Annotated in this window: 16 protein-coding genes; 5 read left to right on the top strand and 11 right to left on the bottom strand. The window is 70.3% G+C overall.

Annotated elements, in window-relative coordinates:
• Nucleotides 1–233 precede the first annotated feature (233 nt).
• Nucleotides 234–977 (top strand): phosphatase PAP2 family protein, encoded by a 744-nt coding sequence (locus U0177_RS04985; protein ID WP_409569496.1) that lies wholly within the window; start codon nucleotides 234–236, stop codon nucleotides 975–977.
• Here the strand turns inward: U0177_RS04985 and U0177_RS04990 are convergent.
• Both U0177_RS04990 and U0177_RS04995 read right to left on the bottom strand, forming a co-directional pair.
• The gene (locus U0177_RS04990) at nucleotides 974–1,795 is read right to left on the bottom strand and encodes an S-adenosyl-l-methionine hydroxide adenosyltransferase family protein (protein ID WP_409569497.1); all 822 of its coding nucleotides are present in this window, start codon (nucleotides 1,793–1,795) and stop codon (nucleotides 974–976) included. The two genes, U0177_RS04985 and U0177_RS04990, sit on opposite strands and share 4 nt — an antisense overlap.
• A gap of 54 nt (nucleotides 1,796–1,849) precedes the next feature.
• A complete protein-coding gene (locus tag U0177_RS04995) occupies nucleotides 1,850–3,622 on the bottom strand; it encodes a dynamin family protein (RefSeq protein ID WP_409569498.1) in 1,773 nt (590 codons plus the stop codon).
• A 422-nt stretch (nucleotides 3,623–4,044) separates the two neighbouring features.
• Here U0177_RS04995 and U0177_RS05000 point away from each other — a divergent pair, with 422 nt between their 5' ends.
• The gene (locus U0177_RS05000) at nucleotides 4,045–5,613 is read left to right on the top strand and encodes a serine/threonine-protein kinase (protein ID WP_409569499.1); all 1,569 of its coding nucleotides are present in this window, start codon (nucleotides 4,045–4,047) and stop codon (nucleotides 5,611–5,613) included.
• A gap of 139 nt (nucleotides 5,614–5,752) precedes the next feature.
• Here U0177_RS05000 and U0177_RS05005 read toward each other — a convergent pair whose 3' ends face one another.
• Nucleotides 5,753–7,018: a diaminopimelate decarboxylase gene (locus U0177_RS05005; protein WP_409569500.1), complete on the bottom strand. Its 1,266-nt coding sequence runs from the start codon at nucleotides 7,016–7,018 to the stop codon at nucleotides 5,753–5,755.
• Between the two features lie 50 nt (nucleotides 7,019–7,068).
• Nucleotides 7,069–7,986, bottom strand: a complete 918-nt coding sequence (locus U0177_RS05010; protein ID WP_409569501.1) for an aminoglycoside phosphotransferase family protein — start codon at nucleotides 7,984–7,986, stop codon at nucleotides 7,069–7,071.
• Nucleotides 7,987–8,296: 310 nt separating this feature from the next.
• Here U0177_RS05010 and U0177_RS05015 point away from each other — a divergent pair, with 310 nt between their 5' ends.
• The 3 genes from U0177_RS05015 to purQ all read left to right on the top strand — a co-directional run bounded on the left by U0177_RS05015 (nucleotide 8,297) and on the right by purQ (nucleotide 14,418).
• On the top strand, nucleotides 8,297–12,064 hold the full coding sequence (locus U0177_RS05015; RefSeq protein WP_409569502.1) for a BTAD domain-containing putative transcriptional regulator: 3,768 nt from the start codon (nucleotides 8,297–8,299) through the stop codon (nucleotides 12,062–12,064).
• Between the two features lie 68 nt (nucleotides 12,065–12,132).
• Complete coding sequence (locus U0177_RS05020; protein WP_409569503.1) at nucleotides 12,133–13,512, top strand: protein kinase domain-containing protein; 1,380 nt, start codon at nucleotides 12,133–12,135, stop codon at nucleotides 13,510–13,512.
• Nucleotides 13,513–13,596: 84 nt separating this feature from the next.
• Nucleotides 13,597–14,418, top strand: coding sequence for a phosphoribosylformylglycinamidine synthase I (gene purQ / locus U0177_RS05025; RefSeq protein ID WP_409569504.1), 822 nt, complete (start codon nucleotides 13,597–13,599; stop codon nucleotides 14,416–14,418).
• On the opposite strand, the gene U0177_RS05030 is transcribed toward purQ, so the two are convergent.
• The 7 genes from U0177_RS05030 to U0177_RS05060 all read right to left on the bottom strand — a co-directional run bounded on the left by U0177_RS05030 (nucleotide 14,419) and on the right by U0177_RS05060 (nucleotide 24,397).
• On the bottom strand, nucleotides 14,419–16,236 hold the full coding sequence (locus tag U0177_RS05030; protein WP_409569505.1) for an ABC transporter ATP-binding protein: 1,818 nt from the start codon (nucleotides 16,234–16,236) through the stop codon (nucleotides 14,419–14,421).
• Nucleotides 16,233–18,050, bottom strand: a complete 1,818-nt coding sequence (locus U0177_RS05035; protein WP_409569506.1) for an ABC transporter ATP-binding protein — start codon at nucleotides 18,048–18,050, stop codon at nucleotides 16,233–16,235. The genes U0177_RS05030 and U0177_RS05035 overlap by 4 nt, the downstream gene beginning before the upstream one ends.
• Before the next feature lie 11 nt (nucleotides 18,051–18,061).
• Nucleotides 18,062–19,063: a GNAT family N-acetyltransferase gene (locus tag U0177_RS05040; RefSeq protein ID WP_409569507.1), complete on the bottom strand. Its 1,002-nt coding sequence runs from the start codon at nucleotides 19,061–19,063 to the stop codon at nucleotides 18,062–18,064.
• 620 nt (nucleotides 19,064–19,683) lie between these two features.
• Nucleotides 19,684–20,226, bottom strand: a complete 543-nt coding sequence (locus U0177_RS05045) for a hypothetical protein (RefSeq protein WP_409569508.1) — start codon at nucleotides 20,224–20,226, stop codon at nucleotides 19,684–19,686.
• Nucleotides 20,223–20,831 (bottom strand): hypothetical protein, encoded by a 609-nt coding sequence (locus tag U0177_RS05050; RefSeq protein WP_409569509.1) that lies wholly within the window; start codon nucleotides 20,829–20,831, stop codon nucleotides 20,223–20,225. Before U0177_RS05050 ends, U0177_RS05045 begins: the two co-directional genes overlap by 4 nt.
• Nucleotides 20,832–20,840: 9 nt before the next feature.
• Nucleotides 20,841–21,773, bottom strand: a complete 933-nt coding sequence (locus U0177_RS05055) for a PrsW family intramembrane metalloprotease (protein WP_409569510.1) — start codon at nucleotides 21,771–21,773, stop codon at nucleotides 20,841–20,843.
• Between the two features lie 68 nt (nucleotides 21,774–21,841).
• Complete coding sequence (locus tag U0177_RS05060; RefSeq protein WP_409569511.1) at nucleotides 21,842–24,397, bottom strand: M4 family metallopeptidase; 2,556 nt, start codon at nucleotides 24,395–24,397, stop codon at nucleotides 21,842–21,844.
• Nucleotides 24,398–24,424 lie beyond the last annotated feature (27 nt).

Raw genomic sequence — 24,424 nt, forward strand, 5'->3', positions numbered from 1 at the left:
CGCTTGATCACCTAGAGATTGTGTTGCACGACGTGGCTTCGCCACGTCGTGCCAAAAGAAATTAGGGGGCGGCTCTGCCGCCCCCAAACCCCCACCAAAGTGTTGGTAATCAAGCGAATTTGGTATTATACCGCCAGCAAGAGCGCGTATGTGCCCTCATGCTGGCCTGCACGCCGCCCGCGCGTGCGGCGCCGCTGGTGGCTGGCGCGGGCCTGTAAACTTAGGGCAACCCTATGAGCGAGACACACGTAGCACCGCAGCCGGGCGCGCCCGAGCAAGCCCACCGGCTGCTGCCGTTCGGCACATTTGGCACCTACCTGCTGCTTGGCGCGCTGTTCTGCCTGCTGGCCACGCTTGGCTTCGGCTGGCTGGCGCGCGGCGTGCTCGCCGACCAGTTCGTGCGCTTCGACGATGGCCTGATTACGCTGCTGCACGGCTACTGGAGCCCGGCGCTGAACCAGCTGATGCTGCTGTTCACCACGCTGGGCGACGTAGCGGTGCTTGCGCCGCTGCTGGTATTTGTTGGCGCGGCGCTGCTGCGTCTGCGGCGCTGGATCGACGCGTTTGGGCTGGCGCTGGCCGGGGGTGGCGCCGGCCTGCTGAACCAGCTGCTCAAGGCGATCTTTCAGCGCGTGCGGCCCGATCTGTTCGATGGGCCGCTGCACCTCACCAGCTACAGCTTCCCCAGCGGCCACTCCATGGGCTCGATCGCCTGCTACGGCATGCTGGCCTATATCGGCATGCAGCTGCTGCACAAGCGCGGCAGCCGCCTGGCGCTTGGGCTGGCGGCCGCGCTGCTGGTGCTGGGCGTCGGCACATCGCGGGTGTATTTTGGCGTGCACTACCCGACCGACGTGATCGGCGGGTTTTTAGCCGGCGCGATCTGGCTGGCGCTGACGATTGTGCTGGTGCAGGCGGCCGAGTGGCATGCCCGCCGCCGCAGCTCCGCCTTGCCGGCAGCCGCGCCCGACCGCTAGCTAGCCGCCGGGTCGACGCGCACAGTATCGCCGATGCCAACGCCCAGTGTTTGCGCCGCGCTGCCGTTGCGCACCGCCAGCTCGAGCCGGTTGTTGCTGCCGATCAGCGCGATCAGCGCGCCAACCGGCGCGTCGGCGAAGGTGCGCCCCAGGCCGGCGATGCGCTGGTCGATGATCCGCACGACCAGCCGCTCGCTCAGGCCGGCCTGCTCGAGGTGCGCCGGGGTGATGTTGGTGATGCAGTTGCCGAAATGATCGACGTGGATGATCCGCCCGGCCAGCCCGCCATTGCGGCTCTGGCTCGGCTGCTCGAGGTCGGCCTCGGTGAGCCCGGCCAGGCGCGGGCCGAGCGCCTGGATCGGCACGCCGCCGGCCAGGTGCGCCACCGTCGGCGCGAACAGGTCGCGGCCATGAAAGGTATTGCTGATATTCGCCAGCCAGAAGCGCGGCTCGGCCAGCTCGTGCACCTGGCACGCACCCGCGCCGAAGCGGTCGAGCGCGTCGCGCCACACATACGTCAGCACGCCGTTGTCGGGCGCCACGAAGATCGCCTCGGGCGTGCCGAGCGCGATCGCGCGGCGCGTGCTGCCAACGCCGGGGTCGACGATCACCAAGTGGATGGTGCCGGGCGGGAAGTAGCTGTAGAAGGTCTGGACGACATACGCGGCCTGGTGGGTATCCTGCGGGCCGATCTCGTGGGTGATGTCGATCAGCCGGGCCTGCGGCGCAATGCTCAGGATCACGCCCTTCATCGAGCCGACGTAGCTGTCGGTCGCGCCGAAGTCGGTCGTCAGCGTGATGATGCCGTTCGGCTGCATGCTCGCCCCCTCGCTAGCGGCAATGAGGGGCAGCGCCCCTCATTGCTCGGCGCCTCATTGCCCGATCTCGGCCTTCAGGCGGCCTAGCTCCACGTCGACATCCGAAAGCTCGCGCTGGACATTCAGCAGCAGCTCGCGCTGCGAGCGGATGAAGCGCGTGTATGGCCCGATCGCCTCGCGAATGCGCGTGAGCATCTGGTCGAGCTCGGCGCCAAACTGCCGGCGCATGGTATCCACAAGCTGGTCGCGCAGGTCGAGCAGCTTGTTGTGGAACTCTTTCTTCACCTGGCGGCGCTTGGCCGGCAGGATGAACAGGCCCACGCCGGCCACCAGCCCGGCCGCCAGCAGCCCGGTGAAATCGAGCGCGGCGGTGTGGAAGATCGCGATCAGCAGCGCGCCGAGGCCCACCGCGCCAGCCTCGGCTAGCGCGGTTGCGGCGATCGCGCCGCGCACATCGTCCATCAGCATCTGGGCTTCGGCCTCGCGGTCGTAGCTGGCCACTACCTGCTGGGCCTTGCGCGCCACCGACTCGATCAGCGCGCCGCGGTTGTAGTCGAACGAGCCGCCGATATCGCCGATCAGGCCGGCGCGGTGCTGCGGCAGCCGCTCGCGGCGCAGGTAGTCCATCACCGACTGCCACAGCCGCAGGTTTTTGTCGATCATCCAGTCGATCAGGCCGTGAACCTTGCCCTCGATCTGCTGCGGCACATCCACCACCACCTGCTTCTCGAAATCCTCGCGCAGCTGCTCGCTGCGCATCAGGCGGAAGATGTTGCCCAGGCGGATGCTTTCGTCGAAGAACTGCATGCCGCGCAGCTCGAACTCGTTCAGCACGTTCTGCACTTCCACCAGGTGGAACTTAAAGTCTTCGCCCAGGTCGGCCTGGAACAGCTCGAGCTGGCGGTCGATATTGTCGAGCGTGCTGAAGTCCTCTTGCAGCGTGGCCAGCCGCGTCTCGGCCGCCGCGAGGTATTTGTCGTTCAGGTGGCTGGCCACGCCCAGCGGCGAGAGCAGCTTGAGGCGCACGCGCTGCTCTTCGTCGAGCGTTTCGAGGATGTAGCGCTCGACCGCCTCGAAGCGGCTGGCCTGCCAGGCTTCGTCGCCGGCACCGGCGCGCGCGCGCTGGGCCAGCCGCGCCGACACCGGGAAGATCTCGGGGGTGAAGCCCAGCAGCCCGCGCGCGTTCTCGCGGATAAACGTCACCACCGTCTCGACCTCGTGGGCCTCGAGCAGGTCGGCTTTGTTCAGCACGATCACGATCTTCTTGCCCCACTCCTGGATGGCCGCCAGAAACGCGCGCTCGCTCTCGGTGAACGGCCGGTCGGCCGAGGTGACGAACAGCACCAGGTCGGATCGCGGGATGAACTCGCGCGTCAGCTCTTCGTGGCGGCGGATGATCGCGTTGGTGCCAGGCGTATCGACGATCGTCAGGCGCTTGAGCACGTCGGCGGGGAAGCTGCGCTCGAGCAGAAACTCTTCGATCGGCCGCTCGGCCGGCTCGGCGCCGTAGCGCAGCAGCGTGATCCGGTCGGTGGTGGGCGTCACGCCCTCGGCCACGATCTTGTCGCCCAGCAGCGCGTTGATAAAGCTCGACTTGCCGGAGTTGAACTCGCCGGCGATCACCAGCAGAAACAGCTCGTCGAGGTGCGCGATGGTGTCGTCGAGCGTGCGGCTGTCGGCGGGGGTCACGTCGGCGCCGAAGCGCGCCAGCGCGTCGCGCAGCGCCGCGAGCGCCCGGCGCTCGTGCTCGAGCAGCGCCTCCTGGCGGTCGGTCAGCATCTTGCGACGGCCCAGCAGGCCCTGTATATTTTTCGAGAGTGATGTCATTGTGCTCCTGTGCCGGCCGGTGTATCGGCGTGGCGCAAACGGAACGGCGGCTGTGGCGCTGCGGCCGGCTCTGCGCTAGTGTATCATCGAAGGCGGCCCGCGCGCAACTGGCATGGCCTGGCAAACGCCTGGAAACAACGCGGCAGCTCGTTTTTCGCCTTCGCAAGATATGGCGGCGCGCCTGGTAGCGTTCGCATAGCAACATTCGTTCCCGTCGGCCGGCGCGCTGCAACATCGCGCCCGCGCCAAGCGTAGATTCATGCGACGATTCGCACTAAAAGCTGGTGCAACGTCGTTCGGCCCCGCCGCTCGCCCGCGCGCCTGGCAGGGGCAGGGAACCCGACGTCGCAGCAGCCTTGTCGCAGCATAGGCGCGGCTTGCCGATTCAGCGGCCATATGCTACGCTACCGCAGGAGAATGCTATGGCGAGCGTGATGCCGCCGCCCGCGAGGAACGCAATGGCCGAGGCTCAGCAGATCCTCTGCCCCAACTGTCATAAGCCGAATCTCCGCAGGGCCAACTTTTGCCAGCACTGCGGCCAGGATATTGTGCTCAACAACCCCGGCCCGCGCTACTACATTACCCGCGTGATCAAAGAGGGCGGCCAGGGTGCGGTGTACGAGACGCTCGGCGACGACGGCAAGGTGTACGCGGTGAAGGAGATGCTCGACCGCTTCACCGACCCGAAGGAAGAGGCCGAGGCGATCGAGCGCTTCAACGAAGAAGCCCAGCTGCTCAAGCGGCTCAACCACCCGCGCATTCCGCGGATCTATGCCAGCTTCAAGGACGAAGAGCGCCAGTACCTCGCGATGGATTTCGTGCGCGGCAAGGATATGGAAGACATCATCCGCGAGCGCGGCGCGCTGCCCGAGGCCGAGGTGCTGGCCTGGGCCGACCAGCTGTGCGATGTGCTGAACTACCTGCACAACCACCGCCCCGAGCCGATTATCTTCCGCGATATGAAGCCCTCGAATGTGATGATCGAGCCCGACGGCGGCGTGAAGCTGATCGACTTCGGCATCGCCAAGGTGTTCCAGCGCGCCCAGCGCGGCACCCAGATCGGCACGCCCGGCTACGCGCCGCCCGAGCAGTACCAGGGGCTGGCCGCGCCTACCTCCGATATCTACGCGCTGGCCGCGACGCTGCACCACATGCTCACCGGCCGCGACCCGCGCGACGAGCCGCCGTTTTCGTTCCCGCCGGTCTACGGCCTGCGCCCGAGCGTCTCGCGCCGCACGTCCGACGCGATCGGCAAGGCGCTGCAGATGAAGCCCGAGGATCGCTACCAGTCGGGGGCCGAGTTCCGCGCGGCGCTGCGGCCACTGCCGGCGCCGCAGCCGCAGGTGCGCCGCGCACCACCCACGCAGGCGCTGCCGCCGCAGCCGCAGGTGGCGCCGGCCGCCGCGCCGCCGCGCCCGGCGGCTGCGCCGGCCAGGCCCGCGCCGCAGCCGCCGGCCGCGCCCGCGCCGATCAGCGCGCCGGCCGCCGCGCCGCGCCGCCGCGGGTTTTTCGGTGGGCTGGTGCGCGCTGCTGGTGCTGCTGCTGGTGGTCGGCCTGGCCGGCGGTGCGGCGGCGCTCGCCTTCCCCGACCAGGCCGGCGCGCTGGCGAGCCAGCTCCTGCCGGGCGTGGTCGCGCAGCCAACCGCCACGCCGCAGGTGTTTGTCGACCAGGAGTACAAGGTCGATATCGAGCTGGAGGCGCCGGCGGGCATCAGCGACGAGCAGCTGCGCCAGCGGTTTGTCGAAACCTACGTCTCGCTGGCGCAGGCGAAGTACGGCGCCGGCACGCGCGTCAATACCAACGTGCCGCCAACCTACTTCGGTGGCGCGCCCCAGAAAACCGGCGACGGCGCGAACGGCGCGGTGAAGTATCGCGCCACGCTGCAGGGCCGCGTGCAGGTGCCGCAGTAGCAGCTCATTCACGCCTGCTGTATGTGTGGGGGTTCGGGGGCGGCAAAGCCGCCCCGAACTTTTATACCAAATCCGGCTGATCGCTTGGATTATGGTGGGGGTTCGGGGCGGCGAAGCCGCCCCGATTTCTTTTTCTTGTGTGGCGCCCGGCAAAGCTGGGCGCCGCACAAGAAAACACAAGTAATCAAACGGAGGTTGGTATTAGAACTTATACCAAGCCTATACCTCAAACGCCGCCAGCTGGCCGAGCGGCAGCGTGGCGAAGTAGTCGTCGAGCGTCTCGGCGCGGCGGATCCGCACCACCGTCTCGTCCTCGCGCAGCAGCAGCTCGGCCGGGCGCAGCTTGCCGTTGTAGTTGAAGCCCATCGCGTGGCCGTGCGCGCCGGCATCGTGGATCACCAGCAGGTCGCCCGGCTCAAGCGGCGGCAGCGGCCGGTCGATGGCGAACTTGTCGTTGTTCTCGCACAGCGAGCCGGTCACGTCGTAGCGCTCGTCGGCCGGCAGGTGCTCTTTCCCCGGCACGCTGACGTGGTGGTACGCGCCGTACATGCCCGGCCGCATCAGGTCGGCCATGCTCGCGTCGAGCCCGGCGAAGCGCTTGTAGCCGCGCTTGATGTGCCGCACGCGCGCCACCAGGTAGCCATACGGCCCGGTGATCAGCCGGCCGCACTCCATCAGCAGCGCCAGCGGCGCCAGGCCGCGCGCGGCGATCGTGGCCGCGTAGGCCGCCTGGATGCCGCGCGACACCAGCGCCAGCTCCACCGGCCGCTGCTCGGGGCGGTAGGCGATGCCGATGCCGCCGCCGATATTCACAAACTCGCAGCGGATGCCCAGCCGCGCGTGCAGCTCGGCCACCAGCTCGAACAGCATGGCCGCGGTATCGACAAAGTACTGCGGGTCGAGCTCGTTCGAGGCGACCATGGCGTGCAGGCCGAAGCGCCGCACGCCGCGCTCCCGCGCCAGCGCGTAGCCCTCGAACAGCTGCTCGCGCGTTAGCCCGAACTTGGCCTCGGCCGGCTGCCCGATGATCGCATTGCCGGTGCGCGCCGCGCCGGGGTTGTAGCGGAAGCTCAGCAGCTCGGGCAGGCCGGCGCAGCGCTCGAGAAACCCGAGGTGGCCCAGGTCGTCGAGGTTTATCACCGCGCCGAGCGCGCGCGCCGCGCGAAACTCCTCGGCCGGGGTGTCGTTCGAGGTGAACATCAGCCAGTCGCCGCGCAGCCCGGCGCGCTCGGCCAGCCGCAGCTCGGGCAGCGAGCTGCAGTCTGCGCCGAGGCCCTCGGCGCGCAGGATCGCCAGGATGAACGGGTTCGGCGTGGCCTTCACCGCGAAGTACTCGCGGAAGCCGGCGTTCCAGCCGAAGGCCGCCCGCAGCGCGCGCGCGTTTGCGCGGATCGCCCGCTCGTCGTAGAGGTAGAACGGCGTCGGGTGCTCGGCGGCGATCGCAGCGAGCTGCGCCTTTGAGAATGGGCTCTGCTTTGGTTCCATCACGGGATGCCCTTCAGGCTGCAGGCTGCAGGCTGCAATGGCTCAGCCTGCTAGCCTTCTAACTGGCTTAGGTGCTCGGCCAGCGCAATCGCGCGCTCCCAGCCGTAGCCGTGGTCTTCGATCGACCACCACGCGCTCAGCACGGCCTGCGCCAGCCCCCAGCCGACGAGGCGCGCGCGGTCGAGGCCCAGCGCGTCGGCCAGGATGTCGACGCGGCGGGCCAGCAGCCGGGCCGGGCTCGGCGCGCCCAGCACGCGCTCGATCGGGTTGCGCAGCAGTGCCCCGGCCTCGTAGGCCGGCTCGCCGACCACGCCTTTGGGGTCGATCGCCAGCCAGGGCGCGCGCGCGGCCGCGAGAATATTGCCGTGGTGCAGGTCGCCGTGCAGCAGCGCGGGCGCGCCCGCCGAGGCCAGCAGGTCGGCGAACAGCCGCTCGGCGCGGGCCACCAGCGCGTGCGGCAGCGGCCCGGTGCCGCCGCCGAAGCGCTCGCGCAGCCGCGCAAAGCCGCGGCCCCAGCGCTCGGTGGTCGGGAAGAGGTGGGCCTCCGGCGGCGGGCGCCACAGCCGGCGCATCACCTCGGCCGCCAGCGCGGTGGCTTCGGCGTCGTCCTCGATCGCCGCCAGCGCCGTGCCGGGCAGCAGCCGCTCGAGCAGCAGCGCGCCGAGGCCGTCGTCGTCGAGCAGGCGCGCGATGCCGCGCCCGGCGTAGTGGCGCAGCGCGGCCGCCTCGCTCGCCAGCTCGGGGTTGGGCACGCCCAGCTTCAGCACCAGCGGCGTGCCGTCGGCGCGCGCGGCCGGCGCGACGTAATTGTACGAGAGCGCGAAAGGCGGCCCGAGCGCCAGGTCCCAGCGCCGCGCGCACGCGGCCAGCCGCGACGGCAGATCGGCCAGCCATGCCCGCCCGGCGTCGCCGTACAGCTCGGCGATCGTGCGGGCGAATGGCGCAGGGATCGGGTATGTTTGGCTCATGGGCGGCAGTATAGCACACGATCGGCGGGCGTTCCGCCCCGCGCGCATGCGGCCAGCCCTGAGGGCCGCAGCCTGCTCGGCGAATTTCATGCCGGGCCGGCGAGCGGTGCTGTGCGTGCATGCCTCAGGGCAAACCAGCGCGTCTTGCGTTTCCACGCGGCTGGCAGCGGCGCCAAGCCCGTTGACATGCCACCGCGCCTCGCATACAATGAGGCCGCGCACAACGTTCATTTCATAAGCATGCTGATTTGTGTCGTCATCGCACAGACGCAGCCTTGGCTTTGGCAGTAGGGTGGCTGTAGGCACGGTGATGAACGAACCCGCTATTCGTATCTCGTTGTTTGGTGCGCTCGAAATTAGCCATGCCCAGGCGCCGCCGCTGCGCCCGCCTACCCAGCGCGTGCTGGCATTGCTTGGCTACCTGATAGCGCACCACCACGTACCGCAAAGTCGCGACAAGCTCGTCGATCTGCTCTGGCCCGAGCTGCCGCCACGCCAGGGCCGCCGCATGCTCTCGGATTCGCTCTGGCGCGCGCGCCGCATGCTGGTGCCGCCCGGCCGCGACGAGACCGCCGCCTTTGTGCTTGGCGGCGACACCGTCACATTTCGCCCCGACGCGGATATCTGGGTCGATCTGATTGCGTTTGAGCAGTGGCTCCAGCCGCCCTATGCCGACCCGGCGCCGCTGCGCGCAGCCGTCGAGCTTTACCGCGGCGATTTCCTCGAAGAGTGCTACGACGATTGGGCGCTCTACGAGCGCGAGCGGTTGCGCGAGCGCTACCTCGGCGCGCTGCAGTACCTGCTCGATTACGACCAGAGCCGCCAGGCGTACGATCAGGCGCTGCAGAGCGCGCTGCTGCTGGTGCGCGCCGACCCGCTGCGCGAGGTGGCCCACCGCGCGCTGATGCGGCTGTACTACCTGCTTGGCCGCGACGCCGACGCGCTGCGCGTATTCGAGCAGTGCCGCGCGGCGCTCCAGGCCGAGCTGGGCGTCGAGCCCGAGCCCGAGACGCAGAGCCTGTACGACGAGCTGGTGGCGCTGCAGCAGCGCCGCGCCGGCGCGCCGGCCCAGGCCAACGAGCCGCGCTTCGCGATCTCGAACGATGTGCCGTTTGTCGGCCGCCAGTCGGCCCGCGCCGAGGTGATGGACGCGGTCGAGCAGGCGCTGGTTGGCGCCGGCGGCCTGGTGCTGGTGGCCGGCGTGGCCGGCCAGGGCAAGAGCCGCCTGCTGCACGAGGCCGCCGACGGCGCCGCGTGGCGTGGCGCGCAGGTGAGCTGGGGGCGCGGCCGCGAGGACGCCCAGGCGCTGCCGTTCGGCCCGCTGCGCGAAGTGCTGGCCGCCGCGCTCACGCCGGCGCGGGCACGCCAGCTGGCCGAGCTGCTACCGGCCGCCACGCTCAACGCGCTCAGCCCGCTGCTGCCCGAGCTGCCCGAGCTGCTGCCCGATATCAGCTTTCTCGCGCCCGCCTCCGGCGCGCACCACGTCACGTCGCTGCGCGCCGCGATCGGCGGCGTGCTACTGGCGCTGGCCCAGATCGCACCGCAGGTGATCATCCTTGAAGACCTGCACTGGGGCGACACCGCCACGCTCGAGGCGCTGGCCGCCGTGCTGCCGTCGCTGCGCGACGCGCGCCTGCTGGTGGTGGCCAGCGGGCGCGCCGACGAGCTGCCGCACCGCCCGGCCGTGTGGAACATGCTGCTGCAGCTCGACCGCGCCGGCCTGCTGCGGCGCGTCGAGCTGCGCGGCCTCGGCGCCGACGAGTGCGCCGACCTGGTGCGCCGCGCGCTGAAGATGCGCCACCCGGCCCCGCGCTTCAGCGCGCGCCTGGCCGAGGCCACCGGCGGCAACCCGTTCTTCATCCTCGAGACGCTGCGCGCGCTCTACGACCAGGGCAAGCTCACCCGCGACGCGCAGGGCGTGTGGCATACCGCCTGGGATGGCCCCGGCGCCGACTATCACGACCTTGAGCTGCCCGCCGCGCTGCACCAGGCGATCGATCACCGCCTGCGCGAGCTGCCGCCGGCCGAGCGCGCCACCCTGGCCGCGGCGGCGGTGCTGGGCCAGAACTTCACCCCGACGACGCTCGCGCGCATGGCCGATGGCGCGCTGCCGCCCGAGCTGCTGCACCGCCAGTTTCTGGTAGAAGATACCGCCGGCTACCGTTTCGGCCACGAGACACTGCGCGAGGTGATCTACAGTGAGCTCGACGACCAGACCCGCCGGGCGTTGCACCTGCGCGCGGCCGAGGTGCTCGAGCAAGAGCACTACGCCCGCGTCGAGGCGCTGGCGCAGCACTTCTACCTCGCCGGCGCCTGGGAAAAAGCCTTCCCGCACCTGGTAGGGGCCGGCGATCACGCCCGGCTGGTGTACGCCTACAGCGACGCGCTGCACAACTACAACCAGGCGCTCGAGGCTAACGCCAACGCCGGCCCGGCCGCCGCAGCCGCCGCTACGCTCTGGAGCATTCACCTCAAGCGCGCCGAGGTGGCCATGCTGCTGGGCGAGTATACCAACGCGATACTGGCCTACGAGGCGGTGCTTCAGCTGGCCGAGCGCGACGCGCGCGCAGCCGACGCGACTGTGCGGCACGGCGCGCGGCGCAGCGCCCAGATCCAGGCGCTCAACGGGCTGTGCTTTGTCGCCGGCCATACCAACGACTACGACCTGGCCGACCGCGCCAGCCGCCGCGCGATGGCGCTGGCCGCCGAGAGCCCGCGCCTGATCGACCGCGCCGAGGCGTTCTACCAGGCCGGCGTGGTGAACCTGCGCCGCGACGACTACGGCGAGGCGGTGACGCTGTTCGAGCAGGCGCGCGCGATCTACGAGGCGCTCGACGACCAGGCCGGCCTGGCGCGCTGCTGGTACCGGCTGGCCTGGGCCACGCTGCGCATCCACGGCGCCACCGACCACGCCGTGGCGCTGTTCGAGCAAGCCCGCGCGGTGTTCCAGCACCTTGGCGCCCAGTACGAAGAGCACGACTGCACGATCGCGCTGGGCAACCTGCTGCTGTGGCGCGGCGCGCTGCCCGAGGCGCTGCGCCTGCTCGAAGCCAGCCTGCCGTTCTTTCGCGCCAGCGCCGCGCGCGACAAAGTCTCCGAGGCGCAGATCTCGCGCGCCGAGGCGCTGCGGCGCATGGGCCGCCTCGACGACGCGCTTGCCGCCGTCGAGGAAGTGTACCAGACGCATGTCGAGCTGGGGCGCACCGCCGCCGCCCAGTACGACTCGATCGTGCTGGGCAATGTGCTGCGCGATATGGGCCGCTACCCCGAGGCGCGGCGCTGGCTTCAGGCCGCCTACGCCAGCGAAGATCGGCTGAACCGCGTCCGCGCGCTGTTTGGCCTGGCCGAGCTGAGCCTGCAGCTGGGCGAGGTAGGCCAGGCCTTCGAGCAGGTGTCCGAGGCGCTCGCGCTGATCCGCTGGCTCGGCGCCCGCGCCCAGCGTGGCGTGGCGCTGTGCGTGCTGGGCCAGGTGCGCGCCGCCGACCGCGCCGGCGCGCTGCCGCCGCCCACCGCCGACCTTCCCGATGCCGAGGTGTGCTTCCGCGAGAGCGAGCGCCTGCTGCAGAACGCCAGCTACCAGAGCGATGTGAGCCGCACCTGCGCGTGCTATGGCGCATTTCTGCTGGGCCAGCGCCGCGCCGCCGAGGCCCGCACGGTGCTGCTGCGCGCCCAGGCGCTGGCCCAGCAGTGCGGCCTGGCGGCGCTGAGCGAGCAGATCGCCGCCGATCTCCAGCGCGCCATGCGTATCTCGGCGCAGCCTGCAGCCGGCCAGGTGCTGGTGCGCCTGGCCCGCCAGGGCACGCCGCGCGGCCGGCCGCTGCGCGCCGAGGAGTTCGCCGAGGTGCTGTGGACGCTCGAGAGCGCCGAAGATACCGAGGCGCGCGCCCGCGGCGGCAAGGCCGCCGAGCGCCAGGCGCGCCTGCGCCGCCTGTGCGCCGAGGCGCTGGCCCAGGGCGCCGAGCCCACCGTCGGCGACCTCGCGGCCGCGCTGGGCGTCACCGGGCGCACCGTCGACCGCGACATCGCCGCGCTGCGCGCCTCGGGCGAGGTGGTGGTAACGCGCGGCGCGGCGGTATAGCCGAATAGTATGGTACAATCAAGCGCGCGCTTACGCCGCGCCCGTAACCTAGCAATCTGGTGTCGCCTATGATCGCTTTCACCGATCTGCTCAGCCCCGAAACGATCGTGCCCGGAACCCACGACCAATATAAGATCCTGGCGCTGATCGGGCGCGGCGGCATGGGCGCCGTCTACCGGGTGCAGCGCCTCTCCGATGGCACCGTCTGGGCGCTCAAGGAAATGCGCGCGCTGCCCGACGCGCCCGCCGACGAGGTGGCCGAAAATCGCCGCCTGTTCGAGCAAGAGGCGCGCCTGCTCGAATCGCTCAGCTACCCCAACCTGCCGGTGGTGGCCGAGCTGTTCACCTTCCAGGGCCGCCCCACCATGGTGATGGAGTTTGTGCCCGGCCAGACGCTCGAAGACCGCATGCGCGAGGCCAACGCGCCGCTGCTCGAGCAGCAGGTGCTCGGCTATGGCATCCAGGTTAGCCGGGTGTTGCACTACCTGCACAGCCGCCCGCAGCCGATCATCTACCGCGATCTCAAGCCTTCGAATATTATGCTCACGCCCGACGGCGTGCTCAAGCTGATCGATTTCGGTGTGGCGCGCACGCATAAGCAGGGCAAGTCGAAAGATACTGTGGCCATGGGCTCGGCCGGCTATGCCCCGCCCGAGCAGTACGGCAGAGGCCAGACCGACGCGCGCTCGGATGTGTACGCGCTTGGCGCGACGCTGCTGCACCTGCTGACGAATATCCCGCCTATCCCGCTGCAGACGCCCGCGCCCGGCGCGATCCGCAAGCTCAACCAGTCGGTCGACGACCGCACCGAGGGCGTGATCATCCGCGCTATGGCGCTCGATCCCAACGCGCGCTTCCAGGATATGCGCGCGTTCGAGCAGGCGATGCTGGCCTGCCTCGATGCGCCATTCGTCAATCCGGTCGATCGCGCGCCGGCGCCGCCGCCGGTACACGCCTCGACGCCAACTATCACCTCGTCGATACTGCCGGCGGCGCCTAAGGCTCCGCCAGTCGCGGTCGCCAGCCCGCCGCTGCCGGCCAATGGCGTCACGTGCAGCCGCTGCGGGCGCGTGAACAAGGCTGGCGCGCGCTTCTGCGCCGGCTGCGGGGCGCCGCTGGGCGCGCCGCCGGTCGGCCGGCTGCTGATCACCTCGCCGCGCGCGGCTTGGGAGCAGAAGCTCGAGCGCATGCCCATGAAGATCGGCCGGCGCGACCCGCGCCAGAACCACTACCCCGAGATCGACCTGGCCGAGCACGATCGCGGCATTGCCTCGCGCAACCACGCCCTGCTCGATCGCAACGGCGACTACTACACGCTCACCGATCTCGGCTCGACCAACGGCACGCTGCTGAACGACCGCGCCATGGTGCCGCGCCAGCCGCAGCGCCTGCGCCCCGGCGACCGGATCAAGATCGGCGAGGTCGAGATGGAGTTTCGCGGCAGCTGAAGCCAAATACGCGGCGCGCTATAGCGCGCCCGCCTAGCGCCGATACCCTGGGAATTGCAGCCTGCCTAAGCCAGAAAGCCTGCCATGACGCCTAAAGCCCTGGTGCTCCGCGCCCCCGGCATCAACCGCGACGAAGACGCCGCCGCTGCGGTTGAGCTGGCCGGCGGGCTTGCCGATCGCGTGCATGTCAACCGCGTTGTGGCCGGCGGCGCGCGCCTGGCCGACTACGCGCTGCTGATCATTCCCGGCGGCTTCTCGTATGGCGATCACCTCGGCGCCGGCAAGCTGCTGGCGGTCGATCTGGCCCACCGGCTGGGCGAGCAGCTGGCGGCGTTCGTGGCCGACGGCCGGCCGGTGATCGGGATCTGCAATGGCTTCCAGGTGCTGGTGAAGGCCGGCATCCTGCCAGGCTCGGCCGCGCAGAGCCAGGAGCCGCGAACCGCGAGCGGCGCGCCAGGGGCTGCTGCTCCGCTCGCCACGCTCACCGACAACGCTTCGGGCCAGTTCGAGTGCCGCTGGGTGCACCTCGCGGCCGACGCGGCGAGCCGCTGCGTGTTTACGCGCGGCCTGGAGCGGCCGATTGAAGTGCCGGTGGCCCACGGCGAGGGCCGCTTCGTTGCGCGCGACTGCGCGGCGCTGGCGGCGCTGCGCGCGAGCGGCCAGGTGGCGCTGCGCTATGTCGCGCCCGATGGCGGGCCAGCCGCGTACCCGGCCAACCCCAACGGCTCCGACGACGCGATCGCCGGGGTGTGCAACCCGCAGGGCAATGTGCTGGGCCTGATGCCGCACCCCGAAGACGCGATCGTCGCCCACCAGCACCCGCGCTGGTCGCGCGAGCCGTGGCGCAGCGCCGGCGATGGGCTGGCGATCTTCCAGAGCGCCGTTCGCTACGCGGCCGCGCTCTAGCTACACCAGCACCTCGGCTGGCTCGGCCGTGTCGTCGGCCCACAGCTGGCGCAGCTCCTCCGATGTTGCGAGCAGCTCGTCGAGCGGGCCGCGCGCCACCACCTGCCCATCCTTCAACACGATGATCTGGCTGGCGCGGCGCAGCGCGGCGCGGCGGTGCGAGACGGCCAGGACGGTCGGCGGTGCGCTGCCGGCGGCGGGCTGCCGATCGCCGGCCGCTAGCCGCTCCCACAGCGCCTGCTCGGTCTCGACATCAAGCGCGCTCGAGAGGTCGTCGAATACCAGCAGCGCGGGCTGGCGCACCAGCATGCGCGCGGCGGCGACGCGCTGGATCTGCCCGCCCGAGAGCCGCAGGCCACGCGCGCCGACCTGCGTGTCGAGGCCCTGCGGCATGGCCGCCAGGTCGCGCTCGAGCGCTGCGGTGTAGCAGGCCCGCTCGAGGTCGGCTGGCGTAGCTGCCGCGCCGAGCAGCAGGTTGTCGCGTAGGCTTTCGCTAAATAGCCTTGGCACCTGCGGCGTGTAGGCGCAGCGCGGCGGCACCAGGAAGGTGGCCGGGTCGGCCACCGGCGCGCCTTCCCACAGCAGCACGCCCGCGTCGGCCGGCAGCAGCCCCAGCAGCGCGCGCAGCAGCGTCGTCTTGCCCGCGCCGATGCGCCCGGTGATCACGGTGAACGAGCCGCGCTCCAGCCGCAGGTCGGCGTGCGCCAGGCCGCGCCCGCTGCCGGGAAAGCGGTAGCTCAGCCCACGCGCCTCGAGCAGCAGGTTCGAGCTGGAAGCTGAGCTGCGAGCTGTGCGCTCTACGCTCTGCGCTCTGGCCGTTTCGCCATCGGCGCTCGGCTCTGGCGTGGCCGCCACCAGCGCGCCGATCGGCGCGCCCGCCAGCAGCTCGGCCAGGCGCGCGAGCGACACCGACACCTGCTTCGCGCGCGTGAGCAGCCGCCCGACCCAGCGCGGCAGCCCGGCCACCCAGCCGATGTAGCTGGCGAACAGCGCGAAATCGCCAAGGCTGAACGTGCCGCGCCCCATCGCGCCGGCCGCGAGCATCAGGATCAGGCCGATGCCCAGGTTCACCGTGTTCACATTGAACGAGTCCAGCAGCGAGCTAAGCAGCTGGTCGCGCAGCGCGGCGCGGCGGCGCTGCTCGCTGAGCGCGCGGAAGTGCGCCACCACGTGCCGCTCGGCGTCGGCCACCTTGATCGCCTGCGCCGCGCCGAACAGCTCGCCAATAAACCCGGTGACGCGGCCGGTGCTGGCGCGGCTGGCCTTGCGATAGGCGTTGATCCGCGTGCCGGCCAGGTGCGTCACCGCTACGATCCCGATCATCGGCACGAATACCACCAGCGTGATCAGCGCGTCGACCCGCAGCATGATCGCCAGCGCCACCGCCGAGAATACGATCTCGCCGGTTACGTCCAGCCAGGTGTCGAGGAAAATCAGGTACTCGTGCACGTCGTCGCGGAAGCGGCTCACCAGCGCCCCGGCCGACTCGGGCAGCACCCGCGCGCCTGGCCCCGTCACCAGCCAGGCCAGCACGTTGCCACGGATCAGCCACTCGGCCGCGCTCCAGAAGGTGACCCAGCAGGCCATGCAGGCCAGCAGCACGCCGATGCGCAGGGCCTCGGAGCCAAGCAGCAGCCCCAGCAGCGCCCACGGGCCGACGCGCGCCGGGGCCGCGCCGGTGAGCGTGTCGAAAAACGCGCGCATCAGCAGCCCGGTCGCCAGCGGCATAAACGCAAATACGATCCACAGGAAAAACGAGGCCGCGAACAGCCCGGGCCGCGTGCGCGCCAGGCGCGCGCCCATGCGCCACTGGTTCATATCAGCACCTCCGCGAGCCCAACCCGCAGCAGTGTCGCGAAGCGCGACTGTGCGTCGGCGGCGAGCGCCGCGCGTGGGCCGTGTTCGAGCACGCGCCCGCCCTCAAGGATCAGGATCTCGTCGGCGCGCTGCACCGTGGCAAGCCGGTGCGCAATGATAATGCCGGTGCGCCCTGCCAGCAGCCGGCCGACCGCGCGCTCGATCAGGCGCTCGGTGGCCGGGTCGAGCCGCGACGAGGCTTCGTCCAGAATCACCAGGCCGGGGTCGCGCAAAAATACGCGTGTGAACGCCAGCAGCTGGGCCTCGCCGGCCGAGAGCCCGCCGCCGCCTGGGCCAAGCTCGCTGTCGAGGCCGTGCGGCAGCGCGTCGAGCCACTCGCGCAGGCCCAGCTCGGCCAGCGCCGCCATGATCCGCGCGTCGTCGATCCGCCGGTCGAACAGCGTCAGGTTGTCGCGGATGCTCGCGCCGAACAGCTGCACGTCCTGCGTCACGATCCCCACGCGCGCCCGCAGGTCGGCCAGCGTGAGCGCGCGCAGGTCGGCGCCGCCAAGCCGGATGGCGCCATCGGTCGGGTCGTACAGCCGGAACAGCAGCCGCGTGAGCGTGGTTTTGCCGCTGCCCGTGCGGCCGAGCAGCCCCAGCACGCGGCCGGGCGCCAGCGCGAAGGAAACATCCGCGAGCACCACCGGCGCTGTTTGCGAGCCGTAGGGCGCGGGCAGATCGCCGGCGCTCGGCGGTTGGCGATCCGCGCCTGGCATGCTTTCGTCGTCGTAGCCGAACGACACCCGGCCGAACTCCACCGCCAGCGCGCCGTCGGGCAGCGCCGCGCCGGCGCCGTCGTGCAGCGTGGGGCCCAGCTGCGCCAGCGCGACGATCCGGCCTACGCCGGCGCTGGCGCGCTGCAGCTCGCGCAGCTGGTCGGCAATCTGCTCAAGCGGGCGGCGCAGCAGCTCGGTGTACTGAAAGAACAGGTAGACTGTGCCGATCGTCACCGCGCCGCCCATGTACAGGTATGCGCCCAGGCCCAGGGCGAGCGTGTAGCCGATCGTAAACAGCGCCATGCTTGCCGACCACATGCGGCTGCCCTGGATGCCGGCGGCGCGCGATTTCAGGTACAGCTGGCGGCCCACCCCGGCGAAACCGCGCAGCACGTGCCCGCCCGCGCCATTGGCGCGGATGTCGTCAATGCCGGCCAGCCGCTCCTCGAGGAAGCCGAACAGGTCGGCGCTGGCCGCGCGCTCGGCCGCCATCTGCGGCACGGCGAAGCTGCGCAGCCGGTTAAGCACCGCCAGCGCCACCAGCACGAACAGCGTCAGCGCCGCGCCCACCCGCCAATCTTCGCGGAACAGCAGCGCCAGCACGCCCAGCAGCAGCACGCCATTGCCGAGCACCAGAATGACGAACTGCGAGAAAAACGTGGCCAGCGCGGTGACGTCGCCATCGACCCGCTCGATCAGCTCGCCGGGCGTGTGCGTCTTGTGAAACGCCAGGTCGAGCCCAAGGCAGTGGGCGATCAGGTCGGCGCGCAGCTCGTTGGTGGCGCTCCAGCCGACGCTCTGGCTCATGTAGGTGGCGCCGACCGTCACGAGCTGCTGGGCCAGCGCCACGCCGATGAACAGCAGCGCGGCGCGCGTCAGCTGGGCCGGCGCGCCGCCCGCCATGGCGGCGTCGATGAAGCCGCGCAGGATCTGCGGGTTCAGCAGCTCGAGCGCGATGCCGCCGAACAGCAGGGCGCTGAGCAGCGCCACCTGGGCGCGGCGCGGGCGCAGGTACGCCAGCAGCAGGCCTCGGTGGCCGGTGAATGATGCGTTCATAGTGCCAATCGCTAGATGCTCTGGGTCGAAAGATTATTGCCCGGCCGCAGCTCTTTTTCGAATGCGATCTGGCGGTGCACCACGTGCATGCCGGCGCGCTCGTACAGGCGCGTGGCGCCGGTGAGGCTTTGCGCGTCGACGCCGAGGCCCACACGGGTGCGGCCGCGCGCGCGCAGCTCGCCGAACGCGTGGTATAGCAGCGCCTCGCCCAGCCCGCGCCGCCGCCACGGCCGCCGCACGCCCAGCGTGCTCACCCAGCCGAGCGTGTTGTCGCCGGCGCGTGCCGGGTAGCACAGCGCCACCCCGGCGATTGCGTCGCCGTCGAGCGCCAGAAACCACAGCGACGGGTCGAACTCGGGGCGACCGGTCAGGTGGTGCAGCCAGGTGCGCATCGCCTCGTCCTGGTCGGGCGCGGCCACGTGGCCCCAGTGATCTTCAAATGCCTCGTCGGCGGCGCGGTACACCGCCGGCTCGTCGCCCGGCTGCAGGCTGCGCACCACAATCCCTGCGGGCCAGTGTGGCGCCGGCGACGCTGCCTCCAGGCTGCGCTCCATGGTCAGCGAGTCGCGCATCACCGCGAAGCCGCGCTCGCGCAGCAGCGCGCTGGTCGGCGCGTGGTCGTTGGGGCTGGCCGCCACCAGCACCAGGCGCGCGCCGTCGGGGGCCTTGGCCAGGCGCTCGGCCGCGCGAGCCTCGGCCCAGTCCATCAGCGCAGTGCCTACGCCACGGCCGCGCAGCTCGGGGTGAACCCGGCCCCACAGCCAGCTGTCGATATGCGGCGGCTGGCTCCACACCTCGACGCAGCCGGCGATCGTGCCGTCGGGCAGCTCGGCCACGCGCGTGTCGGCGGCAATGTCGATCGCCGGGTCCTGCCACTCGTTGATATAGCCCTCGATCGTGAGCTCGTCGCGGCCGATCGTCTCGCGCGCGCAGGCGTTGGCGAGCGCCACAACCTGCGGCAGGTCGTCGAGTGTGCCGGCGCGCAGCCTCAGCTCAGTCGAAATCTGGCCCATGCTAGCCCTCCTTTGCAAAGCTTTGCCGTGCCGGCGCCGCGCTATTCTGCTGTGCTGGCGCGGCCTGAGGCACTGTGGATAACTATTCGGTTTTTGGCCGTAGCGCGCGCGGTTGTCGCGCTTTTGCACCAGTTTGCCGGCCATGGTTTTAGCGATGCGGATGCGATCGGCAATCATTCCGATCGGCTTTCGAAACGCATTTGTCGCCGCGGTTTGATTGTGGATAAATACGCCCAAATGTGGATAAGTTGGGCGGCCGGCGGTGCGTATGCGGGGCTATCTGAGCGCCACGGGGCTGGTCGTCAGGTCGCGGGCGCACAAAGGCCGTGAACGATGCTGACTCGCCCACGGCCTGCTGCTTTTGGCGTTTGCTGAAGCGTACGGCAGCTATATGGGCGCAGTGCGACCAACTGAAGGCGTGGCGCCAGGGCGCGTGCGCCCTAGCCCTGCTACGCCGCCAAACGGCGGCGTTAGCTCTTCAGATTGGCAGACTGCGTCGACATAATTGCGCTACCTCGGATCGATATACGGCGATTTTCGGATGGCCCCAGAATATCACGCCGGCTGCGCGCGCACCATCCGCCGAACGGCTGATCTTGGCCGGCCGGGCCGGCGTGGCGCTACTCGTCTTCGGCGTCGGGCTTGTCGGCCTCGGCGTCGATCTCGGGCGGCGCGGGCAGCAGCGCGCTCAGCAGGCCGATCAGCGGCTTGAGCGCGGCGGGGATGCTGCCCTCGAAGGCCTCGGCGTAGCGATTCTTGCGGCCCACGCGCGCGATGATCTCGTAGGCAAAGGCGTCGGGGTTCTGGCGCGCGCCAAACGAGCGCGCGGCGAAGTCGGTGTGATCGATCGCCTGCTGCAGCTCGGCCAGGCGGGCCGCGTCGAGCGTGCCGATCACGCGCGCGCCCTCGGGCGCGCCAAGCTCGTTGCTCTTGTAGATCAGCCGGCCGTCGCGGTGTACCACGATCAGCCGCCAGGTGAAGCGCAGCCCGCCGCTTTTGCGCATGGCCACCAGCGCGCCGCGTGGGCGGGCCAGCGGCTCGGCCGGCTGCGCGGCTTTGCGGTGGCTGGCCGGCTGGCTGGCGTGCAGCCCGCTATCGGCCTCGCCGTGCGCGAGGTGGCCGAGCACCTCGTCGGGCTGCTGGGGGGTGTGTTGATCGCTCATTGCACCTGCACCGTCTGTAGTATGCGGTCGAACTGCGCCGAGGCCGCGTCGAACTCATTCTCGGGTGCGGCCAGCGTGATGTAGTAGGTGCGGTCGGCGGCGGCCACGATGTACTCGCGCGCCCGCACCACCACCGGCAGCGCGGCGCGGCGCGGCTGGTCGATCGGCTGCACGACATACGCGTACTCGAGCGCCGAGCTGCTCACGCCGGCCACGGTGGTGTCGCTGTTGCCGACGAAATGGTAGCCGGTCAGCTTGGTGTGCTGATCGACGCGCCGGTCGAGCAGGGTTTGCATATCGATCGGGCTGGCCGGGTCGATCTCGCGGCTTTCGACCGTCAGCGTGGTCTTGAAGGCCGAGTCGGTCTGCGGGTCGGAAACTTTCAGCAGCACGTCCTGCAGCGAGTCGGCCACGCTCCAGCTGGCCGGGTAGGCCAGGCGCAGGGGAATATCCGGCGCCTGGAACTGCTTCACGCCGCCGATTGCCTGGGCGCGCAGCAGCCAGCCGGCCGCCAGCGCCACCAGCACCACCAGCGCCACGCCGATGTCTTTGCGAAACATGCGCAGGCCATACAGCGGCCCGCTCTCGGTGGTTTGGATCGTCATTCGGTTCTCCTACCCGGCCGCCTGCGCCAGGGTGGCCTGCATCGCGCGCCGCATCAGCGCCAGCAGCACGCCGAACACCGCCAGCGCCAGCGCCACGCCCAGCGCCAGCGAGCGCCAGGGCTGCACCGTCAGGCCGGACGCGCTGATCTCGCTCATCAGCCAGGTGAACACGCCGTTCAGAATGGCCGCGACCGCCAGCCCCAGCGGCACCCACCATGCCGGGCGGTGCTCGAACTTCGCCTGGGCCATGAAGTAGCCCAGCAGCCCGCCAAACGACGCCTGCGCCAGCGCGGTCGTCACCACGTGGATGGTGCCTGGGCCAAGCGCCACGCCGTTGTTGTCGATCACATAGTGCAGGTTCAGCAGCGTGGCCACGCCCAGCCCGGCCACCGTGCCGTAGACAATCCCGTCCATGCGTTCGTCGAACTCGGGCGTGGTGTACACCACCAGCCGCACCGCTACGTACACAATCGCGGCGACGGTGAAGCCCACCACCAGCGTGTCCGCCAGCAGCGAGGTGAGCGTCTCCGCCGGCGCCCAGCGCGCGAGCTCAAACCAGTCGTTGAAGACGCGGATGCCGACCACGTCGGTGAGCACCAACGCCAGCAGAAACACCTGCGCGATCATGGTCTTCGGCTCGGGCTCGAGCCGGTCCTGGCGGTAGAAGAACACCAGCCACAGCGCCGACGGCACGATCGCCAGAAACAGGCCGATCGCGATCAGCGCGGTGTGGCTCACCTGGCCGAGGTTGCTGGCGAGCAGCGCCACGATCGCGCTGAACAAGCCCATCAGCACGATCTGAAACATCCCGGCGCGCCAGAAGCCAACGTTGGGCTTGTTCACCAGCGCGAAGTGCCGCTCGCAGTAGGCGCGCCGGCCGAGGATATTGTAGGGCGGCTGCACCGGATCGCCGCAGATACAGCACCTGACTTGCTCGTCCATCAATCACTCCGTATCAATGGCAGGTTGTGCCGAGGCGCACATTCGCAGGCTGCGCAGCCGCGAAGCTGCTAGCGCCCACGCCGCAATGTCGCATCAACGACAAACGGGCTGGTGGCGTTGGCCGGCACCTCGACGCCGTCGTCGGCGATCACCGGCCGGTAGCCCGACGCGATCACAATTACGCTGTATGTCTGGTTCACCGGCACTGCGTCGTCGGTCTGGTACAGGCCGCTGCTATCGCTTACGCCGCTGGTCAGCACCTCGTTGCGCGTGAGCGTGTCGTCGGCCGCGGCGTTGCTGGCGCTGACGCCCGGCTTCATAATGAACACCTGCGCGCCGTCGATGCCGCGGCCAGTGTCGACGTTGGTGATCGTGCCCTGCAGCACCACGCCGCTCTGCGCGGGCGCGGGCGCAGGCGCCGGCGCGGGGCTATTGCCGCCGGTGCACACCGCCAGCGACACGTCGTCGATAAAGAAGCTGCTGATGTTGCCGCGCGGGTTTTCGGCCGAGTAGACCAGCCGCACCGTCTTGCCGGCGTACTTCTTCAGGTCGGCTTTCGCCTGGCGCCAGGTGTCGTCGCCGCCCTTCGAGGCCAGCTCCTCGATCGTGGCGATCGCGTCGCCGTCGGTATTGGCCAGCAGCACGCTGAACTTCGCGTCTTCGGCGAACAGCCCGAGCACGCCCGACACCTCGCGGTGGATCAGCCGGAAGTAGCTGAGCTGCACGCTGGTGGCATTGGCGGGCAGCCGCACGTCCTGGTAGATGTACTGCACCGCCTCCTGGTCGGTTCCGCCGAGCCAGGCGCTGCGCTTGCCGGTGTGCGGCAGCTCGGGGTCGATGATCGACGCGCCCTGGGCCTCTTCGGTCCAGCCGCCATTCTGCTCAAACGTGCCGTTGACGATCGCCTCGCTGCAGCCGGCCGGCAGCTGCTGGCTGGGCGGCGGCGGCGCGTTGGTCGAAGGCGCGGGCTGCTCGGGCGCGGGCGTTGGCACGTTATCGGCGCCGCCGACGTTCAGGCCCACCTGGGCCCACGCCTGCTGCACCGCGCCGACCTCGGCCTGGCCGTACAGATCCTGCGCGGCGCGTACGCTGGCGCTGGCGGCGGCGGCGAAGTCGGATTCGGGCGAGAGGTACTGCGTGAGCGTGCGGTAGTAGATCTGCTCCATCTTCTCTTTGCTGAGCGCCTGGGCCACCAGGAAGGCCACGTGGTTGGGGATGCCGCTGTTGATATGCACGCCGCCGTTGTCCGAGCGCCGGCTCAGCGGCAGGTTGGCGTATTCGTCGATGCTGGCCGGCTGGCCGACGCCGCGCAGCGGGTTGCGCGGGTCGTACAGGCCGTTCATATTCGGGTCCTCAAGGCTGCGCATGAACGGCGCAGGGAACGGCGGCGACTTGACCACCGCCTCGCCGATCGTCCAGTTCGAGCGGTCGATCAGCGCGCCGAACACATCGGAGTACGACTCATTCAGCGCGCCCGACTGGCCCTCGTACACCAGCTGCGCGGTGTTGTCGGTCACGCCGTGGGTCAGCTCGTGGCCGATCACGTCGAGGCCGTAGGCCAGTGGCTTGAAGATGCGCCCGCCGTCGCCGTAGACCATCTGCTGGGCCTCGCCGATCCAGGCGGCATTCTCGGCGTCGGAAGGGTCGCTGCCGAAGTGCACCGTCGAGATGATCGGGCTGCCGCGGCCGTCGATGCTGTCGCGCTTAAAGGTTTTGAAGTAGTAGTCGTACACCGTGCCGGCGCCGTCGTGCGCGGCCTGCGCCACCGGGTCGCGCGAGCGCTCGCCCTCGTCGATCAGCTGGCGGCCGGGCAGCTCGGTGGTATTGTCGGCCGAGTACGTCACGCGGCGCTTGGCGTCGGCCAGGCTGTCGAAGGCGTGAATGACCTTGGGCCGGTTGGCGTTGACGAACACCTGCCACTGGCCGAGCGGCGTCGCGGTTCTGACCATCACGCTCCAGGCCAGGCGCGGCTGGTTGCCCTGGTCGGCGTAGATCGTCAGCCGGGTTTTCTCGTGCAGCACGCTGGCCTGTACGCTGGCGCGCTCGGCGGGCTCAAGCTCGTCGCCGATGCCGGCCACGGCGGCCTGCTCGGCCTGCGCGGCGCCGACATGCGGCTCGCTGGGGATGTCGATCGCCGGCAGGAACTGGCCATTCACCGCTACCACGCGCTGCTCGGCGTCGAGGTGCACGATCAGCTGCCGGCCGAACACCGGCAGGCCGCGGTACACCTGCCCCAGCCGCACGTGGCTGTAGCCCAGCTGCAAGTCGGGCTCGATGCGCGTCAGCGCCAGCTCTTCGGCCGGGTTGGCCACGCCGAACAGCGCGCCATAGCTGGCCAGGAAGCTGCGCGCGATCGCCTCGGGGCTGCCGCTGCCGGGCGTGGCTGCGTCGCTCAGGCGCGCCTGTGGGCCGCTGCCGGCCAGGAAATCGGCCGCGCCGGTGGCGGCGTTCCAGTGAATGCTGAGCGCGCCGCCTGTGCGTGCCCGCAGCGCGCTGAGCGCGGCGGCGCGCGCTGCCGCAGCATTGGTGGCGCGCGGGGGCGCCGCGCCGGCCGGCAGCGCAGCGGCGAGGGCTGCCAGCAGCACCAGCGGGGCGAGCAGCCGGCGGATGATGGTTTGATTCATGCGCAGCACCTGTGGCCAGCACGGCCT

Source organism: Kouleothrix sp. (assembly GCF_046328425.1).
Classification (GTDB): Bacteria; Chloroflexota; Chloroflexia; order Chloroflexales; family Roseiflexaceae; genus Kouleothrix.

Coding starts and splice junctions, on each gene's coding strand:
- U0177_RS04985 (WP_409569496.1), top strand. CDS start 234: ATGAGCGAGACACACGTAGCACCGCAGCCGGGCGCGCCCGAGCAAGCC.
- U0177_RS04990 (WP_409569497.1), bottom strand. CDS start 1,795: ATGCAGCCGAACGGCATCATCACGCTGACGACCGACTTCGGCGCGACC.
- U0177_RS04995 (WP_409569498.1), bottom strand. CDS start 3,622: ATGACATCACTCTCGAAAAATATACAGGGCCTGCTGGGCCGTCGCAAG.
- U0177_RS05000 (WP_409569499.1), top strand. CDS start 4,045: ATGGCGAGCGTGATGCCGCCGCCCGCGAGGAACGCAATGGCCGAGGCT.
- U0177_RS05005 (WP_409569500.1), bottom strand. CDS start 7,018: ATGGAACCAAAGCAGAGCCCATTCTCAAAGGCGCAGCTCGCTGCGATC.
- U0177_RS05010 (WP_409569501.1), bottom strand. CDS start 7,986: ATGAGCCAAACATACCCGATCCCTGCGCCATTCGCCCGCACGATCGCC.
- U0177_RS05015 (WP_409569502.1), top strand. CDS start 8,297: ATGAACGAACCCGCTATTCGTATCTCGTTGTTTGGTGCGCTCGAAATT.
- U0177_RS05020 (WP_409569503.1), top strand. CDS start 12,133: ATGATCGCTTTCACCGATCTGCTCAGCCCCGAAACGATCGTGCCCGGA.
- purQ (WP_409569504.1), top strand. CDS start 13,597: ATGACGCCTAAAGCCCTGGTGCTCCGCGCCCCCGGCATCAACCGCGAC.
- U0177_RS05030 (WP_409569505.1), bottom strand. CDS start 16,236: ATGAACCAGTGGCGCATGGGCGCGCGCCTGGCGCGCACGCGGCCCGGG.
- U0177_RS05035 (WP_409569506.1), bottom strand. CDS start 18,050: ATGAACGCATCATTCACCGGCCACCGAGGCCTGCTGCTGGCGTACCTG.
- U0177_RS05040 (WP_409569507.1), bottom strand. CDS start 19,063: ATGGGCCAGATTTCGACTGAGCTGAGGCTGCGCGCCGGCACACTCGAC.
- U0177_RS05045 (WP_409569508.1), bottom strand. CDS start 20,226: ATGAGCGATCAACACACCCCCCAGCAGCCCGACGAGGTGCTCGGCCAC.
- U0177_RS05050 (WP_409569509.1), bottom strand. CDS start 20,831: ATGACGATCCAAACCACCGAGAGCGGGCCGCTGTATGGCCTGCGCATG.
- U0177_RS05055 (WP_409569510.1), bottom strand. CDS start 21,773: ATGGACGAGCAAGTCAGGTGCTGTATCTGCGGCGATCCGGTGCAGCCG.
- U0177_RS05060 (WP_409569511.1), bottom strand. CDS start 24,397: ATGAATCAAACCATCATCCGCCGGCTGCTCGCCCCGCTGGTGCTGCTG.